Source organism: Streptomyces sp. NPDC002156, assembly GCF_053593675.1.
On the sequence record NZ_JBSFDA010000030.1, the window covers coordinates 58,885 to 78,331 of the forward strand.

16 protein-coding genes are annotated in these 19,447 nt (G+C 70.5%); 10 read left to right on the forward strand and 6 right to left on the reverse strand.

Annotation, left to right across the window (positions count from 1 at the left end):
- Positions 1–162: 162 nt before the first annotated feature.
- Positions 163–1,395 (forward strand): MFS transporter, encoded by a 1,233-nt coding sequence (locus ACWCRB_RS15535; RefSeq protein ID WP_450996560.1) that lies wholly within the window; start codon positions 163–165, stop codon positions 1,393–1,395.
- Positions 1,396–1,674: 279 nt separating this feature from the next.
- Here the strand turns inward: ACWCRB_RS15535 and ACWCRB_RS15540 are convergent, their stop codons facing one another.
- From ACWCRB_RS15540 to ACWCRB_RS15550, 3 genes are all read right to left on the reverse strand, one after another.
- Entirely contained in the window at positions 1,675–2,712 is a 1,038-nt protein-coding gene (locus ACWCRB_RS15540; protein WP_450996546.1) for an LLM class flavin-dependent oxidoreductase, read from the reverse strand.
- Between the two features lie 141 nt (positions 2,713–2,853).
- Positions 2,854–4,131 carry a sulfite oxidase gene (locus ACWCRB_RS15545; RefSeq protein ID WP_450996547.1) on the reverse strand — a complete coding sequence of 426 codons (1,278 nt, stop codon included), beginning with the start codon at positions 4,129–4,131 and terminating at the stop codon, positions 2,854–2,856.
- A gap of 127 nt (positions 4,132–4,258) precedes the next feature.
- Positions 4,259–4,357, reverse strand: a complete 99-nt coding sequence (locus ACWCRB_RS15550) for a putative leader peptide (protein WP_450996548.1) — start codon at positions 4,355–4,357, stop codon at positions 4,259–4,261.
- Positions 4,358–4,594: 237 nt separating this feature from the next.
- Between ACWCRB_RS15550 and ACWCRB_RS15555 the strand changes: the two genes are divergently transcribed.
- The 3 genes from ACWCRB_RS15555 (at position 4,595) to ACWCRB_RS15565 (ending at position 6,772) form a co-directional block, all read left to right on the forward strand.
- Positions 4,595–4,690 carry a putative leader peptide gene (locus tag ACWCRB_RS15555; protein WP_405540124.1) on the forward strand — a complete coding sequence of 32 codons (96 nt, stop codon included), beginning with the start codon at positions 4,595–4,597 and terminating at the stop codon, positions 4,688–4,690.
- A gap of 158 nt (positions 4,691–4,848) precedes the next feature.
- Positions 4,849–5,673 (forward strand): DUF1684 domain-containing protein, encoded by an 825-nt coding sequence (locus tag ACWCRB_RS15560; protein ID WP_450996549.1) that lies wholly within the window; start codon positions 4,849–4,851, stop codon positions 5,671–5,673.
- 4 nt (positions 5,674–5,677) lie between these two features.
- Entirely contained in the window at positions 5,678–6,772 is a 1,095-nt protein-coding gene (locus ACWCRB_RS15565; protein ID WP_450996550.1) for an LLM class flavin-dependent oxidoreductase, read from the forward strand.
- On the opposite strand, the gene ACWCRB_RS15570 is transcribed toward ACWCRB_RS15565, so the two are convergent.
- Positions 6,700–7,665: a D-2-hydroxyacid dehydrogenase family protein gene (locus ACWCRB_RS15570; RefSeq protein WP_450996551.1), complete on the reverse strand. Its 966-nt coding sequence runs from the start codon at positions 7,663–7,665 to the stop codon at positions 6,700–6,702. The two genes, ACWCRB_RS15565 and ACWCRB_RS15570, sit on opposite strands and share 73 nt — an antisense overlap.
- 125 nt (positions 7,666–7,790) lie before the next feature.
- Here ACWCRB_RS15570 and ACWCRB_RS15575 point away from each other — a divergent pair, with 125 nt between their 5' ends.
- Complete coding sequence (locus tag ACWCRB_RS15575) at positions 7,791–8,600, forward strand: dienelactone hydrolase family protein (RefSeq protein ID WP_450996552.1); 810 nt, start codon at positions 7,791–7,793, stop codon at positions 8,598–8,600.
- Positions 8,601–8,686: 86 nt separating this feature from the next.
- Here ACWCRB_RS15575 and ACWCRB_RS15580 read toward each other — a convergent pair whose 3' ends face one another.
- On the reverse strand, positions 8,687–10,084 hold the full coding sequence (locus ACWCRB_RS15580) for a cryptochrome/photolyase family protein (protein ID WP_450996553.1): 1,398 nt from the start codon (positions 10,082–10,084) through the stop codon (positions 8,687–8,689).
- A 125-nt stretch (positions 10,085–10,209) separates the two neighbouring features.
- Entirely contained in the window at positions 10,210–12,360 is a 2,151-nt protein-coding gene (locus ACWCRB_RS15585; protein WP_450996554.1) for a glycoside hydrolase family 36 protein, read from the reverse strand.
- A 105-nt stretch (positions 12,361–12,465) separates the two neighbouring features.
- Between ACWCRB_RS15585 and ACWCRB_RS15590 the strand changes: the two genes are divergently transcribed.
- The 5 genes from ACWCRB_RS15590 to ACWCRB_RS15610 all read left to right on the forward strand — a co-directional run bounded on the left by ACWCRB_RS15590 (position 12,466) and on the right by ACWCRB_RS15610 (position 19,341).
- Complete coding sequence (locus tag ACWCRB_RS15590) at positions 12,466–13,503, forward strand: LacI family DNA-binding transcriptional regulator (RefSeq protein ID WP_450996555.1); 1,038 nt, start codon at positions 12,466–12,468, stop codon at positions 13,501–13,503.
- Between the two features lie 114 nt (positions 13,504–13,617).
- Entirely contained in the window at positions 13,618–14,952 is a 1,335-nt protein-coding gene (locus ACWCRB_RS15595) for an ABC transporter substrate-binding protein (RefSeq protein ID WP_450996556.1), read from the forward strand.
- A gap of 36 nt (positions 14,953–14,988) precedes the next feature.
- Positions 14,989–15,912, forward strand: coding sequence for a carbohydrate ABC transporter permease (locus ACWCRB_RS15600; RefSeq protein WP_450996557.1), 924 nt, complete (start codon positions 14,989–14,991; stop codon positions 15,910–15,912).
- Positions 15,913–15,920: 8 nt separating this feature from the next.
- Positions 15,921–16,763 (forward strand): carbohydrate ABC transporter permease, encoded by an 843-nt coding sequence (locus tag ACWCRB_RS15605; protein WP_450996561.1) that lies wholly within the window; start codon positions 15,921–15,923, stop codon positions 16,761–16,763.
- Positions 16,764–16,863: 100 nt separating this feature from the next.
- Positions 16,864–19,341, forward strand: a complete 2,478-nt coding sequence (locus tag ACWCRB_RS15610; RefSeq protein WP_450996558.1) for a CBM35 domain-containing protein — start codon at positions 16,864–16,866, stop codon at positions 19,339–19,341.
- Positions 19,342–19,447 lie beyond the last annotated feature (106 nt).

The following is a 19,447-nucleotide window of genomic DNA, read 5'->3' on the forward strand; positions in this document are numbered from 1 at the left end:
ACTCGCTCGGCGCCAGAGCGTGAGAGCGACCCCGGTCGACCGGGCGGGGATTCCCTTGCGTTCGTCCAAGCGTCGCCGGTCTTTGTCCATGGACCGGTCCCGCCGCCTGAGGTGAGGGTGGTGACCATGAGCGAGTTCAGCGCGGTCGGCGGCGAGCGGCGGATGCCGGGCGGGCTCGTCGCGCTGGCGCTGGGCGGTTTCGGTATCGGGCTGACCGAGTTCCTGATCGCCGGGCTGCTGCCGCAGGTGGCGTCGAGTTTCGCGGTGTCCGAGGCGGCTGCGGGCCGGCTGATCTCCGGGTACGCGTTGAGCGTCGCGGTCGGCGCGATCGTCCTGACGGCGGCCACGGCACGGCTGCCCCGCAAGCAGGTCCTGGTCGGCCTGGTGGCGTTGTTCGTCGTCGGCAACCTGCTGTCCGCCGTCGCGCCGGACTACCGGGTGATGCTGCTCGGGCGGATCGTCGCGGCGCTCTGCCACGGCTCGTTCTTCGGTATCGGCTCGCTCGTCGCGCGCAGTCTGGTCGCGCCGGAGCGGAAGTCCCGCGCGGTGGCGGTGATGTTCGCCGGGCTGACGCTGGCGAACGTGCTGGGCGTGCCCTTCGGTGCGCTGGTCGGTGAGCGCTGGGGCTGGCGGGCGGCCTTCTGGGCGGTCACCGCGATCGGCGTACTCGCGCTGGCGGGAATCGTCGCCCTCGTCCCCGGCCGGGCGGGAGAAGCGCGATCGCTGACGAAAACGACCCCTGAGCCACCCGGCAGCCTGCGGGCCCAGTTGCGGGAGTTCCGGTCCTGGCAGGTGTGGCTGACGCTGACTGCCACCGCGCTCGGGTACGGCGGGATGTTCGGCGCGTTCAGCTATATCGCCTACACGTACACCGAGGTCGGCGGCTTCTCGTCGGCGGAGGTCGCCTGGCTGCTGATGGTGTACGGCGTCGGTCTGGTCGTCGGGAACCTGCTCGGCGGGCGTGCGGCCGACCACGACCGTGACCGCGCCCTGATCCTGGCCCTGCTCGGACTCACCGTCACCCTGACGGCATTCGGTCTGCTGGCCGCCAACGCCACCGCGTCGGTCGTACTGACCTTCCTGATGGGCGTGTTCGGATTCGCCGGCGTACCCGGCATGATCACCCGCGTCACCGACTACGCCCACGGCGCGGCCCTCGCCGCCAGCGCCAACGTATCCGCGTCCAACCTCGGCAACGCCCTCGGCGCCTGGCTCGGGGGCCTGGCCATCACCGCGGGCCTCGGCTACACCGCACCGCTCTACGTCGGCGCGGGCATCGTCCTGACGTCGGTCGTCGTCATGACGGTTGCCGCACACCTGGCCAGGAACCCGCTCAGCGGCCCCGAGGCCGTCAGATCGCCTCCGGACCGCCGGTCAGGACGACGCGGCCGGTGACGGACTGCGGGTTGACCAGGAGCCGGAGAGGCGGGCCCGAGGTCGTAACCTGCGAAGTCCGGCGGGGAGTCGCTGAGGATCTGGTGGTGGCGGATACGGATACGCCGTACGCCGCTGCGTTCCTCGGCCGTCGTACGGGCCCGCAGCTTGTGTGGTTCGGTAAGGGGTCGGTCTGCTGGGCCTCCCGCTTGGCGAGCAGGGCGGCTCGCTTGACCTCCAGGTACTCGCGCAGTTCGGGGCGGGGGTCGGGGGCGGGGTCGCCGGGTGGGAACCCGGTGGTCAGTCGGCCCAGACCCTGCTGGGCTGACTGGCGCGTATCGCCGGGGCGACCTCGGCGGCGAACCGTTCCAGGGTTTCCTCCTTGAGGCCGGTGGGGGTGTGCTCGACGGAGATGCCGGTCAGTTCATGGCCGAACAGCTCGTGGTACTGGCCTAGTTTGTCGATGATCTGGGCCGGGCTGCCGACGAGCGCCGAGCCCTCCCCGACGAACTCCTCCACCGTGGTGATCTCGGACTTGTTGTGCTTGAACGTGGGGCTCGCGGCGAACGCCTCCCACACCGGCCGGAAGAGTTCCAGCGCCTTCTGCGAGGTGTCGGCGACCAGCAGACTCGGGAAGCTAGCGGCGACCACGGTGTCCTCCGGGGCCCGGCCGTAGTGGGCCCAGCGTTCGCGGTAGTGGTCGACGAGACGGGCGTAACGCGCCCTGCGGTGGAAGCCGTTGGCGGTGAACAGGGGGTCCCCGTGGCGGGCGGCGAGGTCGGTGGAGCGTTCGCTGGTGGCGCTGCCGTGCCAGACGGTGATGCGCCGCTGGAGGGGGCGCGGCTGGGTGGTGACGCCCGTCAGCGGGGTACGGAACCGGCCCGACCAGGTGACGGGTTCCGGCTCCCACAGGCGGCGCAGCAGCTCGTACTTCTCGGCGAGGTAGTCCCACTGGAGGGACTCCTCCAGGCCGAACAGGCTGTACTGGTCGGGGTGGTTGCCCTTGGAGACGATCAGTTCGACCCGGCCGTCGGAGAGGTTGTCGAGGGTCGCGAACTCCTCGGCCACCCGTACCGGGTCGAGGATGCTGAGCACGGTGACGCCGGTGAGCAGCCGCACCCTGCTGGTGCGCTCACCGATGGCGGAGAGGAGGACGGCCGGCGAGGAGGACAGGAAGTAGCCGCCGTGCCGCTCACCCACCGACACGGCGTCGATGCCCAACTCCTCGGCGCGAACGGCTCGTTCGACGACGGAGCGAAGGCGGTCGCGCTGCGTGGGCCGGTGGCCGGTGGCGGCGTCGGGGGTGTTGGCGACGATGTCGTTCAGCAGGAATTTCACGGGGACTCCTGGGAGGGCGCGACGAGCGGTGGGGCGGGAGCGGCGGCACGCTGGGCATGTCTACGGGTGACCGGACCCGTTCCGGTCCTCACCCGAGCCGTGCCGGTCGCGGCAGGCCGAGGTGGTCGCGCAGGGTAACCGCTACACCACGCTCACGGGATGCCGCACCAGTGCGTCGAACAGATAGCCCTGCGTGTTGGGCACGGCGACATCCGGCTGCGTACGACCGGCCGTGTCCGTGGCGCGGGCCAGCAGATGGGTCGCGCCCGCTGCCTCGGGCCGCCAGTCCAGGGACCACCGAGTCCATGTGGCCGCCCGGGGCCGGTCGTGCAGCCGGGCGGGCCGCCAGTTCACCCCACCGTCGGTGCTGACGTCGACCCGGGCGACCGCACCCGCACCCGACCACGACCGCCCGTGCAGCACATGCCGCTCCCCCGCCGCGAACGTGGCCCCGCGCGCCAACTCAAACGCACTCTTCGTGGTCTGCCGGGTGAGCGGCGCGCTGCCGCCCTCCGGGTAGGCGGAGCCGAACAGCCGATAGAAGGTGGTGTTCCAGGGCGAGTAGAGCGGCTGCGCCGACACCTCGATGTCGCCGACCCACTTGATCGACGCGATCCCCACCCAGGACGGCACCAGCACCCGCACCGGATATCCGTGGTCGTACGGCAACGGCTCACCGTTCATCTCGTACGCGAGCAGGACGTCGTCCAGCGCCTTGGCCAGCGGCAGCGGACGACGCACCCGGCCCAGGCTCTCGCCGCCGCTGACGTACTCGGCGTCCAGGCCGCGCGGCTGCACGTCCACGGCGTACGGGGACAGCCCGGCCCTGCGTAGTACGTCGGCCAGGCGGACCCCGCGCCAGCGGGCGACGCCGATCGCGCCCAGGGTCCACGCGGTGCCTGTGACCGTCTCGCCCTGCTGGGCCGTGTAGAAGGAGCGGCCGTTTCCGGCGCACTCTACGAAGGCGGTCCGGGTGACGGCGGGCAGGGCGCGCAGGTCGTCGTACCCGAACTCCACCGGCCGGTCCTCGCCGGGGGATCCGCGCAGGCCGCTTCCCCACAGGCGCAGCCGCCAGTCGGCGGTGTCCAGGACGGGGGTGGCGGTGTGGTTGCGTACGAAGAACAGTTCGTTGGGGGTGTGGTGGCCGGTGCCGCGCAGGGCCTCCCAGCGGGTCTCGGCGTTGGTGCCGCGCTGGATGAACCACTCGGGCGGCAGGGGCTTGACGATCGGTGTGTCGGCGGCGTGGGCAGGCCGGGTGGTGCCGAGTGCGGTCCCGGCGGCGGTGGCGGCGATCAGGGTGAGGAGCCGTCGGCGGGTGACCCCGTCGGCCCTGGCCTCACCGGCGAGCCACTGGCGCAGTCTGCGGCGGTCGTAGTCGGTTTCGTAGCGGTCGCCGGCGGGGGTGCGAGAAGGCGGCATGGCGGTTCCTCGTCAGGGGAGGCGGAACAGCACGGCGGAGGTCAGTGCGCGCACCAGGGCCCGGGCGTCCGTCGGTGCGGTCGCCGTGTGCGCAACTGGCTTGCGGAGCAGAGTGGTTGACGGAGCGTCAGAAGGCGTGCGAGCAGCCGGTCTTTGGACACAGCGCGGCGGCCACGCGGACGAGGTCCACGGCGCGGCGGCGGGTCAGCGGCGCTGGCAACGGCATGGCGGGATGCAAGCACGTGGGGCGGGAGGTGTCAATGGGACGCACCCAGCCGCAGCGGCCGGGACGGGTCCGCCGACCACTCCTCCAGCGAACCGTCCTACAGCGAGATGTCCTCACGGCCGAGCAGAGTGAGCGCGAGCACGGTGTCGGCTGCGGAGATGCCGTCGCCGTGCTGACAAGCCGCCCCGGCCGGGCGGCTGTTGACCCTCCCCCACCAGCACTGTCATTCTGCTCGGTGTGAGCCAGGACCCGCGCCTCGTGTCCCGCCGGCACGTCGACCTCTGTCGACAGGCCAGCGCGATCTGTGCCGTCCGGCCGCTGACCCGCCGCTGATCTCCCCGCGGGTCTCCTCCTCTCCCCTGCGCGCGCCTCCGCATCCGTCTGCCGAGCGCTTCCCGGCTACAGCCACACGTACCGGCCGACGAGCGCACACCGGGCCGTCGTGATCCGCACCGGCCGCATCCCAGCCCCCCGTAAGCGAAGGAACCCGCATGACCGTTCAGGACACCACCACGGACCTGGCCGCCTTCACCAACACCTGGCAGGAGTGGCACACCGGACAGGAGGCGCGGCTCGCCGACCCGCACGGGTTTCTCGCCATCACCAGCCTGAACTGGCTCAGCACCGAGCCGCAGCGCTTCCCCGACGCTCCGGGCGTCTGGTCGAGCGGCGTCGGCGGGGTCGTCGTGGTCCTCGCCGAGGGTGAGGAACTGGTCGTGGACGGAACCCCCATCCACGGCGAGCACCGCTTCGGGGTGCTCCCGGAGCGCGGCGGAGTCGACGCCGTCTGGGGCGACGCCGTGATCGAGGTGGCCAAGCGCGGCGGACACGACATCGTCCGCCCCCGGCACCCGGACACCCCGCTGCGCACCGCGTTCGCCGGTACGCCCGCCTACGCCCCGCATCCCCGCTGGACGGTGACCGGCCGCTACACCCCCTTCGACGAGCCCCGGCCGACGACCGTGGGCGCGGCGGTCGAGGGCCTGGAGCATGTGTACGACGCACCGGGCCAGGTCGAGTTCGAGCTGGACGGACGCCCGTTGGCACTCACCGCGTTCGCCGGACGCGCACCGGGCAGCCTGCTGGTGCTGTTCACCGACGCGACCTCCGGGGTCACCACCTACGCGGCCAACCGGGCCCTCGCCCTCGCCGCGCCCGCCGCCGACGGCACGGTCGTCCTGGACTTCAACCGGGCGACGAACCTGCCGTGCGCGTACACCGACCTCGCCACCTGCCCGCTGCCGCCGGCCGAGAACCGGCTGCCGGTGGCGATCGAGGCCGGGGAGAGGATCCCCCACGAGCGGGGCGGGGCATGAGCGTATGAGTACCCCCACGATCGGCTCGCTGGCCTTCCTCACCCCGGGCAACTTCGCCGACGACGACCCGTACACCGGCCTGGAGGAGACGCTCCAACTGTTCGAGTACGGCGAGCGGTTGGGCTTCGACGGCGCCTGGATCCGGCAACGCCACCTCGAACACGGCGTCGGCTCGGCCGCGGTCTTCCTCGCCGCCGCCGGCCAGCGCACCGAGCGGGTGGAGCTGGGCACGGCGGTCATCCCGATCGGGTACGAGAACCCGTTCCGGCTCGCCGAGGACCTGGCGCTGGCCGACGTACTGTCACGAGGCCGGCTGCAGGTCGGTCTCAGTACCGGCATGCCGCACGCCGAACTCCTCGGCGACCTGGTGTACGACGGGGACTGGCGCGGCTTCGACCTGTCGTACGGCAGGATCGCCCGCGTCATCGACCATCTGCGCGGCGACTATCTCGGCGGCCCGGACACGGTGATCCACTCGCCCGGCAACACCCAACGGCCCCGCCTTCAGCCGCACAACCCGGGCCTGGTGGACCGGGTCTGGTACGGCGGCGGCAGTCTGCTCTCGGTCCGGTGGGCCGCGGAGCACGGGCTGAACCTGCTGAGCGGCAACATCGTCACCGGCGAGGGCACCGACGACTTCACGACGGCCCAGCTCGCCCTGCTCTCCGAGTACGGGCGCGCTCTCGCCGGGGAGCGTCCGACACGGGTGGCGCTCGGCCGGGTGATCGTCCCGTTCGACAGCGCGGACGCGACCACCCGGGCCCGCTACCGGGAGTACACGGCCTCCCGGCACGCCCGTACCCTCGCGCCGCAGGGCCCGAAGCGGACCCTGTTCGCACCGGACGTGGTCGGGACCGCCGACCAGATCCTGGAACAGCTGACGGCGGACCCCGTGGTCGCGGCCGTCTCGGAGCTGCGGCTGGAACTGCCGTACGAGTTCCATCGAGCCGACTACGAGCAGATCCTGCACGACGTACGGCACCTGATCGCGCCCGAGCTGGGCTGGCGGCCCAGAGATCCCGAGGATCAGGCTCCCGTCAGTCTGCGGACAGGAGTGCCTGCCAGGAACGCGGCGATGTCCTCCACCGCTTCCGTGTAGAAGGTGCGGTAGTTACGCTCGGTGACATAGCCGAGGTGCGGGGTGGCGAGCACGTTCGGCAGGGAGCGCAGGGGGTCGTCGGCGGGGAGGGGCTCGGTGTCGAAGACGTCGAGCCCGGCGCCGGCGATCCAGCCCTCCCGCAGGGCACGTACGAGTGCCGTGCGGTCGACGATGGCGGCGCGGGAGGTGTTGACGAGGTGGGCGTGCGGGCGCATGGCGCGCAGTTCCGGCTCGCCGAGCAGGCCGCGGGTGCGGTCGGACAGGACGAGGTGGACGGACACGAAGTCGCTGCGGCGCAGCAAGTCCTCTTTGCTGTCCGCCAGTTGGACTCCCGCGTCGGCCGCTCGCTGGGCGGTGAGGTTCTCGCTCCAGGCGAGGACCTCCATACCGAAGGCGGTGGCGACGCTGGCGACCCGCGTGCCGATCTTGCCGAGTCCGAGCAGGCCCAGGGTGCGGCCGTTCAGGTCCTGGCCGACGGTGGACTGCCAGGGACCGCCCTCGCGCAGGGCCCGGTTCTCGACGGTGAGGTGGCGGGCGAGGCCGAGGAGGAGCGCCCAGGTCAGCTCGACGGGCGGGGTGGAGCTGCTCGCCGTACCGCACACGGTCACGCCCTGGGCCTGCGCTGCGGCGAGGTCGATGGAGGCGTTGCGCATACCGGTGGTCACCAGCAGGCGCAGCCGGGGCAGTCGGCGCAGGAGGTCGGCGTCGAAGGGGGTGCGCTCCCGCATGACCACGACGATCTCGCAGTCGGCGAGTTCGGCCACAAGCTTGTCGGGGTCGGTGAGGTGTTCGCGGAGGGTGCGCATCTCGACCTGGCCGGCGAGGGGGCTCCAGTCCGCCATGGTCGGGGCGGCGCCCTGGTAGTCGTCCAGCACAACGCAGTGGAAGGTCATGGGTGAAGTCTGCCTTTAAGGCTGCTCTTTCCTTGCTGCCGTACCGTCCGGCCCGAAGTCACGACCGGACCCGGCATCCGCACCAGCCGAACGGTCGGCCCGGCAAGCGAGAAGGAGAGTTCCGCATGACCGCCGTACGTGGCACCACCGTCGACATCCCCACCCAGGACGGCACCGCCGACGCCTACTTCGCCCACCCCGACGACGGCGCCGCCCATCCCGCCGTCCTGCTCTACATGGACGCTTTCGGTCTGCGCCCGCAGCTGAGGACGATGGCGGACCGGCTCGCCGAAGCCGGTTACACGGTGCTGGTCCCGAACGTCTTCCACCGGCACGGCAGCGCGCCCGTAGTACCGCTGCCCGAGTTCATCGGCGACGCCGACCGGCCGGCCCTGTACGAGCGGATCGTCCCGCTGATGGGCGACCTGACCAGTGACGTGGTGGCCCGCGACTCCGCCGCGTATCTGGACTGGCTGGCCGGCCGAGCGGAGGCCACCGCCGGACCGGTCGGCGCGTCCGGCTACTGCCTGGGCGCCCGGCTGGCCTTCCTCACCGCCGGCAGCCACCCTGAGAGGGTCGCCGCCGCGGCCGGCTTCCACGGCGCGGGCCTGGCCACCGACGCCACCGACAGCCCTCATCTGCTCGCCGACCGGATCACCGCGGAGCTGTACTTCGGCCACGCCGACAACGACCCCTCGATGCCGCCGGAGCAGATCGAACGCCTCGACAAGGCCCTCACCGAGGCGGGCGTCCAACACCGCTCCGACGTCTACGCCGGTGCCGAGCACGGCTACACCATGGCCGACACCAACCGCTACGACGCCGAGGCCGCCGAACGCCACTGGACCGCACTGCTGGAGCTGTTCGGCCGCACCCTCTCACGTACACGCGTACGGAAGGTGGGCTCTGTCGCACGTGGCCGGACAGGGCAATAGTCGTCGGTCCGGCCCAAGAACCGTACGCGTGGCCGCAGTTCACGACATCTCGTGGCACCCGGCCCAGGACATGGTCCGGTCCGGATTCACTCAGGGGCCGAGGCGGCGGCCCGGTCGAGACCGCGAGCCCGTTTGAAGCGGTCGAGCCCTTCGGACAGGTCGACGATCGGGTCCGGGTAGTCGAGGGCGGCGCGGTCCAGGCCGCGCAGTTTCCACGGCTCGTGCACCAGCGGCCCGGCCAGCGCCCGCAGTTCGGGCACCCAGCGGCGTACGTACGCGCCGTCGGGGTCGTATCTCTTGGCCTGGGTGACGGGGTTGAGGACCCGGTTGGGCCGGGAGTCGGTTCCGGTACCGGCCGTCCACTGCCAGTTGAGCTGGTTGTTGGCGATGTCGCCGTCCACCAGCAGGTCCAGGAAGTGCCGGGCGCCGACCCGCCAGTCGACATACAGCGTCTTGGTGAGGAAGCTCGCGGTCAGCAGGCGTCCCCGGTTGTGCATCCAGCCCTCGTGGCGCAGCTGGCGCATCGCCGCGTCGACGATCGGATAGCCGGTGCGGCCCTCCTTCCACGCCTCGACGTCCTCGCGCGCCTGCGGCCCGGAGCGCCAACTGTCGTGCCGGGTGCGGTACTCGGAGGCCGCCGCGTCCGGACGGGCGGCGAGCACCTGGCGGTGGAAGTCGCGCCAGGCGAGCTGCCGTACGAAGGCATCGGCGCCCGGTCCGCCCACCCGGCGGGCCCGGTGGACGAGTTCGACGGCGGAGAGCGTGCCGAAGTGCAGATGCGGCGAGAGCCGGGAGGTGGCGTCGCCGGCCAGGTCGTCATGACCGTCCTCGTACGACGTCAGCCCGCCGCGCAGCCACGCGGTGAGGCGCGCTCGGCCCTCGGTCTCGCCGCCGGAGGCGAGCCCCTCCGACAGTCCGCGCAGGTCGCTCCGGGAGGGCAGAGGTTCGGATCCGACACCGTCCGGGACGCGGACCGTCCGTGGCGCCACGAGCGGGTCCCGCAGCGGCTGCTGCGACCAGTGCCGGAAGTACGGCGTGAAGACGGCGAAGTGGTCCGAGGCGGCCGGGACCACGGCACCCGGGGCGACGGCTGCGGTCACCGTGTCGTGCACGTGCAGCCGTACGCCGTCCGCCTCCAGGGCGCGGCGCAGCCGATCCTCCCGACGACGCGCGTGACCGCTGACGTCGGCCGCCAGGTGCACCTCGTCGGCACCCACCTCGGCAGCGATCCGGCACACCTCACCGACGAGATCCCCGCTGCGCACGACCAGCCGACCGCCCCGCTCGCGCAGACCGGTGTCGAGATCGCGCAGACAGTCGGCGAGGAAGGCCAGCCGGTTGGGTACGGCGAACCCGGCGCCGTCCACGGCCCGGTCCCGCACGAACAGCGGGACGACCGCGCGTCCACCGGCCAGCGCCGCCCGCAGCGGCGGATGGTCGTGCAGGCGGAGGTCGGAGGTGAACAGGACGACCGAGACGTTCATGACGCGCACTCCGGGTAGTTCATGTCCCCATAAATACCCCAGCGCGCCTGACTCTTCGAAGCGACGCCCCTCCCCCTTCCTACGCGTCCGAAGCCACGAAGTCAGGAAGTCAGGAAGTCAGGAAGTCAGGAAGTCAGCCGGATCAGCACAACAGCCGGTGTGCGCGGCAGCGACACCCTCACCCCGTCCCCGTCCCAGACCGCCGAGCCGCCGCCCGGAGCGGACGGGTGCAGGATCTCCGCACGGACCTCCTGGCCCGCCAAGTGCCCTACTGGCACATGGAGTTCGCTCTCCCCTCCGCGACGCCAGACCGAGACGTAGGTCGTACGGCCACCCGGCACCCGCATGCCCAGGGCCAGCCACTCGTCCGTCCAACCCGGCAGGCCGAGCGGCCAGAACGGCACGGCCTTCGCGAGGTCGCCGCGGAGTGTCTTGTAGACGGCCACCGCGTCCCGTACGAGCGTCAGTTGTTCTGCCGACATCCGGTCCAGATGGCCCGAGAGATGGATTCGGCCGAGCAGTGCGCCGCCGAGGGTGAAGGTGATCAGGTCGTCGTCGTACCCGGGTTGGGGGTAGGCCCAGACGGCGCCCTGTTCGGGCGGGACCGCTGTCGGTGCGGCGGCGGCGATCGGTGGGAACAGCAGTGGGTCCTGCTGGTCGCTGGTGGACTGGAGTTGGGTGACGGCGAGGGTGGCGCCGTCCATTCTCATACCGCCCGAGGCGCAGTTCTCGATCACCAGGCCGGGGTGGCGGTCGAGCACCTCGGAGAGCCAGTCCAGGTATGCCTGGGCGTGGCCGAGCAGGCCTGCCCCCGGCGCGATGTCCCCGGGGGCGCAGGTTCCCGGGTCGACCACGATGTTGTAGTCCAGCTTGAGATAGCCGACGCCCCAGTCGCCGACGATGCGGTCGACGGTCTTGTCGAGGTGTGCCCGGGCGGCGGGGTGGCGCAGGTCTAGTTGGTGGCGGCCCTGTTCGGTGATGCGTACGCCGTCCCGCTGGAAGAAGGCCTCCCGCGGGAGTTCGGACGCGACCGGGCTGCGTACGCCCACGACCTCCGGCTCCAGCCACAGGCCCGGCACCATGCCGCGTTCCCTGATCCGGTCCAGGACCGCCCGGATTCCGCCGTCGGGGAAGCGGCGCGGTGAGGGCAGCCACTCGCCGACGCTGTCCCACCAGCCCTCGGTGCTGTCGTCGTACCAGCCGGAGTCGACGCAGAAGTACTCCGCCCCGGCCTCGGCGGCGGCGTCGATCAGCGGGAGCAGTTTCTCCGTCGTCGGGTCGCCCATCAGGGTGTTCATGTAGTCGTTGAAGACGACCGGCAGGGTGCTGTGGTCCGGGTGCGGGCGGCGTACGGCACGGCGGTACGAGGTCAGGGCGGCGAAGGCGTCGTCCAGACCGGAGCCGAGGGACAGGACGCCGGGCACGGTGGTGAGTTCGGCGCCGGGTGCCAGTCCGACCCGCCACTGGTGTTCCGCGTCCGTGGGGCCGTTCAGCGCCAGACACGTGCCGTGGTCTCGCTCGCCCAGGTCCCAGCGCCAGCCCGCCGGGGACTCGATCTGCCACAACCAGGCCCGGCCGCCGCCGCGTTCGGTGAGGGCGCCCATCGCGAGGTGCCCGTCGGTGGGCCAACTGCCGCGCCCCGTCAGGGTCAGTGCCGCCCGGCTGTCGTGCTGGTGGACGTCGACATGGATGTCGGCGACAGTGTCGCGCAGCGGCTCGGCGTACCAACGGCACTCCGTCAGCCAGTCGTTGCGGGCGCGGTGGATGTCGAGGCCGTCGGGCGAGGGGAGGCCGCCGAGCAGCAGGCTGCTGACGGACTGGACGACGATCGGCTCCTCCCCCTCGTTGCGGAGACGGACGCGGGAGCGCAGCACGGGCAGGCCGACGGGCGAGGACAGTTCGACGAAGGCGGTCAACCCGGTGCGGGGATCGTGGAGTTCGACGGTCAGGTACGTCCAGCCGTCGTGTTCGTGGGCGGTGTGGGCCCGGTGGCGGAGGCGGGCGCCGAGGGCCGTACCGGTGAAGCGGGGGCCCGACCAGCCGCTGCCGTGACCGAGGGCGGTCACCTCGACGAGGTGGAGGGGGGCGTCAGGGCGCGGGTCGCCGACCGGGGGCCCGCCGCTCGAACGGGACTCGGGACCGGTCAGCCGGACCAGCCGCAGGGTCTCGTCGCCGCCGGTCGCGAACTCGGCCTCCAGAGCACGGTGTCCCCAGACGAAGTGCTGCTCAGCGGTGGTGCGGGGTGCCGTGCCCGCCGTGTCCGACGTACCGGTCAACGTCTTCCCCTCCCGATGCCGCCTGGGCCGACGGTCTGCTTCCGCCGGATGAATCAAACGTTACGGTCTCTTGACGACCCTCATGTGACCGGTCACAATCCTGGCATGAATGTGACCGGTCACACAAGACGCTCAGTGAGCATCCGGGATGTCGCCAGCGCGGCCGGAGTCTCGTACCAGACCGTCTCCCGGGTGATCAACGACAGCCCCAGCGTCAAGCCGTCCACCCGCGACAGGGTGCTCGCCGTCATCGACGAACTGGGGTTCCGGCGCAGCTCCGCCGCGCTCGCCCTCGCCAGCGGACGCAGTCGCGCGGTGACCGTGCTCACCTCCAACACGACGCACTACGGCTACGCCTCGATCCTCCAGGGCATCGAGGAGGCCGCCCGTGCCGCCTCGTACGCCGTCGGGGTCGGCGTCCTCGAATCGGCCGACGAGGCCGCTGTCGCCGCCGAGGTGCGGCGGGCGGCGGACGCGGGCGGCGGACTGATCGTGATCGCGTACGATCCGGCCGGTGTACGGGCCCTGGGTGCCGTGCCCGCCGAACTGCCGGTCGTCGGCGTGGTGGAGACCCCCGCGAGCCCGCCCGGCGACGACCGCCCCTGGGTGTGGACCGACGACCGCGAAGCCGCGTACGAGGCGACCCGCCATCTCCTCTCCCTCGGCCACGAGACCGTGCACTACGTCGCCATCCCGTCCAGCACCCGGCGCACCAGCGCCCGTACGACCGGCTGGCGGCAGGCGCTCAGGGAGGCCGGAGCGCCGGAGCCCCGTCCCGTACAGGGGAGTTGGGGCCCGGCGGGCGGTCACGCGGCGGGCCTGAAGCTCGCGAAGGACTCCGGTGTCACCGCGATCCTGTGCGGCAACGACGACCTCGCGCTCGGGGTGATCCGCGCCCTGCACGAGACGGGCCGCGCGGTCCCCGGCGAGGTGAGCGTGGCCGGTTTCGACGACGCCCCGCACTCCGCCTATCTGACCCCGTCGCTGACGACCGTACGCCTGGACTTCACCGGCCTCGGGCGATCCGCGTTCGCCCTGCTGCACGGCGTACTGGAGGAGTCCGCGCAGATCGCCCCGCACCCCGTCTCCGTACCGGAACTGCTGGTGCGGGAGAGCTCGGGGCCGCCGCCCGGGCGCGGGTGAACCCGCCTCCCCTACGGCTCACTTGCTCCGCCCGATCGCACATTCTCAGCCGGACCGCTAGACCGACCGCCTGCCCGATCCGCCCATCTGAGCCCGTTCGCGAAAGGCACCTCAATGTCGAGAAGAGCCCTCCCCGCACTGGCGTTCATATGCGCCGCCGCCCTCTCCGCCACCGCGTGCAGTGACCCGACCGTCGGCGACTCGGGTTCGTCCGCCGAGTCGGGCGGCACGCAGGCGAAGGTCGACCCGACCGCCCGTCTGGACGGCGTGAAGCTGACCATGTGGACCGCGCAGAACACGCTCAACGCGCCGAAGCAGGTCATCGACGCCTTCGAGAAGGCCACCGGGGCCGAGGTCGAGACGCAGGCGATCCCCGACCTGTACGAGCAGAACGTGCCGACCAAGCTCGCCTCGGGCGACCGGCCGGACCTGATGTTCTGGCAACCGTCCATCTCCACACTGCCGTTCATCCAGCCGAAGCAGAACCTCCTCACCCTCGACGGGGAGGAGTGGGTGTCGAAGCTGGGCGACACCGAGAGGTCGCTCGGCGTGATCGACGGCAAGCGGTACGCGGCGATCGTCACCAGCCCCGCCATGCTCGGCGTCTACTACAACAAGGACGTCTTCAAGGAGGCCGGGCTCACCGAGCAGAACTTCCCGAAGTCGTACGACGAACTGCTGGCCCTCGGTAAGGCCATCACGGACAAGACCGACGCGGCCGGCTTCTACGAGGCCGGCGGTGACAAGTGGCCGCTCCAGTGGCAGATGCAGATCCAGCTCACCGACCTCGACAAGCAGTGGTGGGCCGACCTCAACCAGAACAAGGAGAAGTGGACCGACCCGGTCGTCGTCGACGCCATCAAGAAGTACAAGGAGAAGCTGCTCGACGCGGGGCTCGCGCAGAAGAACTACAGGACGGGCACCTTCACCGGGCAGGCCGACTCCCTCTGGAAGGGCGAGTCGGGCATGGTCCTCAACGTCACCTCGTTCCAGAGCCAGTTGCAGGCCAAGTACTCCACGGCCGAGATCGACAAGAAGATCGGCTGGTTCCCGATCGCCAACTCCTCGGCCACCGGCCTGTACTCCCCCGACCAGACCAACGGTGTGGTCGCGTTCAAGACCGGTGACGAGAAGCGGCAGAACGCCTCCCGGCAGTTCCTGGCCTTCTGGCTCGGGCCTGACTACGCCGACTACATCAAGGCGATGAAGATCCCGTCCGTGCAGCCGTCCGTGCCGACCCCCGCCGGTCTCCCCCAGGCATCCGTGGCCCAGGTCGCGGCGCTTCCCACGGCCATCGGTGTCTTCCAGGCCAAGGCGATCGTCGCGCCCGACACGCACCTCTACCTCGCCGACATGCTCTACGGCAAGAAGAGTCCGCAGCAGGTCGCGCAGGCGATCCAGGACCAGTTCGCGCAGGTGGCCAAGGCCCAGGCGGCGCCCGGCTTCTAGCCGGGAGAGAGAGACAGGGGAGAGACAGGGCTTCCGATGGCGGACACGGCCGTACGTACGCGCAACAAGGCACCGACGAGAGGCGAATCCCGGCGGGTGGGGCGGCTGCCGCGCGCGGCCGTCCATCACCCCTGGTGGTTCGCGCTCCCCGCGATCGCCGTCTTCGCGGCCTTCTTCCTGGTGCCGAACCTGCTCAACTTCTACTACCCGTTCACCAATTGGTCCTCGTACCACCCGGACATCGCCTTCACCGGCCTCGACAACTTCACCACCATCGCCGACGACGGCTCCCTGCTGCGGGCGATCCGCACGACCCTGCTCTACGCCCTGCTGGCGGCCGTCTTCCAGAACGGCTTCGGGCTGGGGCTGGCACTGCTCCTTGAGGCGGACACCCGGTTCAACCGGTTCTTCCGGGCCGTCTTCTTCCTGCCGGTGCTGATCTCCGCGCTCGCCACCGGCTATGTCTTCCAGTCCCTGTTCAACCAGGACGGCGCCGTCAACGGCCTGCTCGGTACGGACATCCCGTGGCTCGGCTCGACGACCTGGACGCTGGTCCTGGTCACCGTCGTCCACGGCTGGAAGTGGATGGGCCTGTCGATGCTGATCTATCTCGCCGGCCTCAAGGGCATCCCCGGCGAGATGCTGGAGGCCGCGAAGTGCGACGGCGCCGGGCCGTGGCGGACCTTCTGGTCGGTGCGCTGGCCGCTCCTCGCTCCCGCCCTCACCTTCAACGTCACCACGGCGCTGATCGGTTCGATGAACACCTTCGACATCGTGCAGGCCACGACGGGCGGCGGGCCCGCGGGCTCCACGGAGGTCTTCAACATCTACATGTTCCGGATCTTCGGCCAGGGCCTGTACGCCCAGGCCTCCGCGATGAGCCTCGTCCTCTTCCTGGTCGTGGTCGCCGTCGCGATCCCCCTCGTCATCGGACTGCGCCGAAGGGAGCAACTGCTGTGAGTACCCAGATGAGTTACGCACCTGCGGTGAACCCCCTCTGGCGGTACGGTCGTCCGGCGCTCGTCCTGCTCCTCGCCGGACTCGCGGTCGGCGTACCGCTGTGGCTGGTCGTCGTCACCTCCGCCAAGCCGCAGGCCGAGGCGATCACCCCGAACCTGGACCTGCCCCGGCACTGGCAGCCGGGCGGCAACTACGAAGAGGCCGTCAGCCAGGGCGAGATGCTGCGCGGCTTCGTCAACTCCCTGCTCGTCGTGGTGCCTTCGGTCGCCCTGGTACTGATCCTGGGGGCCGGTGCCGCCTGGGTCTTCGCGCGCCGCAAGTCGAGGTTGGTATCGGCGGCATACGCCCTCTGTATCAGCGGGCTGCTGCTGCCGCCCGCCGTCATCACCATCGTCATGGAGCTGCGGCAGCTGGGGCTCGCGGGCACCCGGCCCGGGATGATCGCCGTCTACACCGGGATGTACCTCTCCACGTCGATCTTCTTCATGACCGGATTCATCCGGGCCATCCCCATGGAGCTGGAGGAAGCCGCGCGGATGGACGGCGCGACGCCGCTGAGGATCTTCCGGCAGATCATTCTGCCGCTGCTCAGGCCGGTCATCGCCACCGCGACGATCATGGTGATGCTCTACGCCTGGAGCGACATCTTCTACGCCTTCTTCGTCCTCGGCGGCGGAGACAAGGCGACCCTGCCGCTCAACCTCTACAAGGTCGCCAGCGCCCAGCTCTACCTCAACAACTGGCATCTCGTCTTCGCGTACGTCGTGGTGATGAGCCTGCCCATGGTCGCCGTCTTCCTGGTGGCCCAGCGAAGGATCGTGTCCGGAATCACCAGTGGAGCCGTTAAATAACTGGAGGTCCAGCAGCGTGAGCACGCCCACCCGCACGGGATCGCGCGCCCTGTCCCGTACCAGAACCGCCCTTGTCACAGCCGTACTTGGAGTCACCGCCATGGCAGGCACCCTTCCCGAGGCCCAGTCCGCGAACGCGGCCGCAGCCGCAGACCCGCAGCGCGTCACCGTCGACCTCTCCGCGTCCGAGGGCCCCGTGATGCGCGGCGCCAACGGCACCCTGTACGGGCTCAGCGACGACGGCGTGCCCAGCGACGCGATACTGGCCCCCCTGAAGATCACCAGCGTCTCGCAGAAGCCGGAGGGCGGCGCCCAGCATCCCAACGGGGACGCGCTCACCGTGTCCAAGTCGTACTTCCGCAACGGCGGCGGCGAGATCCTGGTGATGATGCAGGACATCTACGCCAAGTGGCCGTACGAGGATCTCGGCATCGAGGACTACCTCCCCAAGGTCGACAAGATCGTCAGCGAGGTGGCAGCCGACCCGAACAGCGAGCGCTTCGTCTACATCCCCTTCAACGAGCCCGACCAGATCTGGTACAACCTCGGCACCTCCGACCAGGCGCAGTACGAGATCAACCGCGACCGGTTCTTCAAGGACTGGAAGACGGTGTACGAGCGCATCCGCGCGATCGACCCGGACGCGAGGATCGCCGGCCCGAACGAGTCCGGCTACCACACACGTCTGTTGAGGGACTTCCTCGCCTTCGCGAAGCGAGAGAACGTCCTGCCCCAGATCATGACCTGGCACGAGTTGGACTCCAGCTCACTGAAGAACTTCCAGGGGAACTACGACAGTTACCGCGCGATCGAGCGCGAACTCGGCATCGAGCCCCTGAAGATCAATATCGATGAGTACGCCAACCGCCGCGACCTGTCCGTCCCGGGCCAACTCGCCCAGTGGGTCGCGATGTTCGAGCGGAACAAGGTGTACGCCAACCAGGCCTACTGGGACGCGGCCGGCAACCTCGACGGCAATGTCGTACGCTCCAACATCCCCAACGGCGGCTGGTGGTACTTCCGTTGGTACGCGGGACTGACCGGCGACACGGTCAAGGTGACCCCGCCGCAGGCCAACACCATCGACACCCTCCAGGGTCTCGCCTCGTTCGACAAGAAGCGCCGACAGGCACAGGTCCTGCTCGGCGGCTCGGCCGGTGACGCCGACGTCGTCGTCCAGAACGTCTCCCGGTCCGTCTTCGGCCGTACGGTCACCGCGACCGTCGCCGAGTCCGCCTGGTCGGGCTACGAGGGACAGCACGCGACGCCTCGCGTCCTCGCCCGTACGAAGGTGAAGGTCGCGGCCGACGGCACGGTGAGCGTTCCGCTGCGCGGCCTGCACAAGATGTCGGCGTACCGGATCGTCCTCACCCCGGGCGGCACCGGCACCCCGGCTGCCGCATCGGTCCCCTGGTCGGCGTCGTACGAGGCCGAGGACGCGGCCATCACCGACGGCAAGGTCTACACCCAGGGCACGGTCAGCAACGCCAACGGCTACGCGGCCTCCGGGACCAAGGACGTCGGCTCCCTCAACACGGCCACCAGCAAGGTCGACTTCACGGTGGACGTGCCCGTGGCCGGTACCTACGACCTGGCGATCCTGTACGGCAACCAGTCGGGGGCACCCGCCACGCAGAAGCTCTCGATCGACGGCCAGGACCCGGTCACGGTGTCGTACCCCTCCACCGAGAACTGGACCTACCGCGCGAAGAAGGACGTCACCGTCGACCTCCCGGCCGGGCAGCATGTGCTGACGCTGGCCAAGGGCGACGCCGAAGTCACGCTCGACCGTATCGACCTGACCGCCCGCACCTCCGCCGCGCCCTCGGCGTCGTACGAGGCCACGCTCGCGGACATCAGCGGCCGGCCGTCGTACGACTACTCCTCGTCCGCCGGCGTCGGGACGGGCGCGCTCGTCCTGCGCTCCGGTGACAAGGCGGTGTTCGACGTCTACGCACCGCGCGACGGCTACTACACGGTGGTGCCGCGAGCGTCGGCGGCGGTGAACCTGGAGCTGCACGGCCAGAAGGTGACGGCGGCACCCGGCAAGGGTCTGCGGCTGTATCTGGTGTCGGGCAACAACCGCATCGCGCTGACGGCCAAGGGGGCCTCTGTCCGCTCCCTCGATGTCTCGGGTGCCGGCTCGACGTCAGGCACTCTCTCCTACGAGGGCGCCTCGGCCACGCTCGCGGGCGGGGCGAAGCTGGTTGACTCCGTCTACGCGTCCGGCGGTTCCTACATCGGGTGGCTCGGCAACAGCGCGTCCAGCACAGCCGAGTTCACTGTGGACGCGCCCAAGTCGGGGCGCTATCTGCTGGTCGTCCACTACGCGCACAACGATCGGCGCGACAACGGGCATGCCTACAACACGGACATCATGTCCCGTACGGCGGACGTCTCGGTGGGGGCCGGGGCGGTGCGGACGGTCACCTTCAAGAACACGTGGAGTTGGGACGACTACTGGACGGTGGGGGTTCCTGTTGACCTGCGGGCGGGTGCGAATGCGTTGACGTTCGGGGACGCGGGTGCGTGGGCTCCGAACATCGATCGGATCGAACTCGGGCGGGTCATCGGCTGAGCCGCCCCTCAGGATGGGCGGTTCCTTCACCGCGGGCCGGTGGGGGCTGGTCGCGCAGTTCCCCGCGCCCCTTTCGGGGCGCGGGTCTGCGACCCCCGCCCCCGCC

What these genes read in the sequence shown, in the direction of transcription:
- ACWCRB_RS15610 (WP_450996558.1), top strand. Translation starts at nt 16,864, where the DNA reads ATGGCAGGCACCCTTCCCGAGGCCCAGTCCGCGAACGCGGCCGCAGCC.
- ACWCRB_RS15590 (WP_450996555.1), top strand. Translation starts at nt 12,466, where the DNA reads ATGAATGTGACCGGTCACACAAGACGCTCAGTGAGCATCCGGGATGTC.
- ACWCRB_RS15605 (WP_450996561.1), top strand. Translation starts at nt 15,921, where the DNA reads ATGAGTTACGCACCTGCGGTGAACCCCCTCTGGCGGTACGGTCGTCCG.
- ACWCRB_RS15535 (WP_450996560.1), top strand. Translation starts at nt 163, where the DNA reads ATGCCGGGCGGGCTCGTCGCGCTGGCGCTGGGCGGTTTCGGTATCGGG.
- ACWCRB_RS15560 (WP_450996549.1), top strand. Translation starts at nt 4,849, where the DNA reads ATGACCGTTCAGGACACCACCACGGACCTGGCCGCCTTCACCAACACC.
- ACWCRB_RS15575 (WP_450996552.1), top strand. Translation starts at nt 7,791, where the DNA reads ATGACCGCCGTACGTGGCACCACCGTCGACATCCCCACCCAGGACGGC.
- ACWCRB_RS15565 (WP_450996550.1), top strand. Translation starts at nt 5,678, where the DNA reads ATGAGTACCCCCACGATCGGCTCGCTGGCCTTCCTCACCCCGGGCAAC.
- ACWCRB_RS15600 (WP_450996557.1), top strand. Translation starts at nt 14,989, where the DNA reads ATGGCGGACACGGCCGTACGTACGCGCAACAAGGCACCGACGAGAGGC.
- ACWCRB_RS15570 (WP_450996551.1), bottom strand. Translation starts at nt 7,665, where the DNA reads ATGACCTTCCACTGCGTTGTGCTGGACGACTACCAGGGCGCCGCCCCG.
- ACWCRB_RS15580 (WP_450996553.1), bottom strand. Translation starts at nt 10,084, where the DNA reads ATGAACGTCTCGGTCGTCCTGTTCACCTCCGACCTCCGCCTGCACGAC.
- ACWCRB_RS15550 (WP_450996548.1), bottom strand. Translation starts at nt 4,357, where the DNA reads ATGCCGTTGCCAGCGCCGCTGACCCGCCGCCGCGCCGTGGACCTCGTC.
- ACWCRB_RS15545 (WP_450996547.1), bottom strand. Translation starts at nt 4,131, where the DNA reads ATGCCGCCTTCTCGCACCCCCGCCGGCGACCGCTACGAAACCGACTAC.
- ACWCRB_RS15595 (WP_450996556.1), top strand. Translation starts at nt 13,618, where the DNA reads ATGTCGAGAAGAGCCCTCCCCGCACTGGCGTTCATATGCGCCGCCGCC.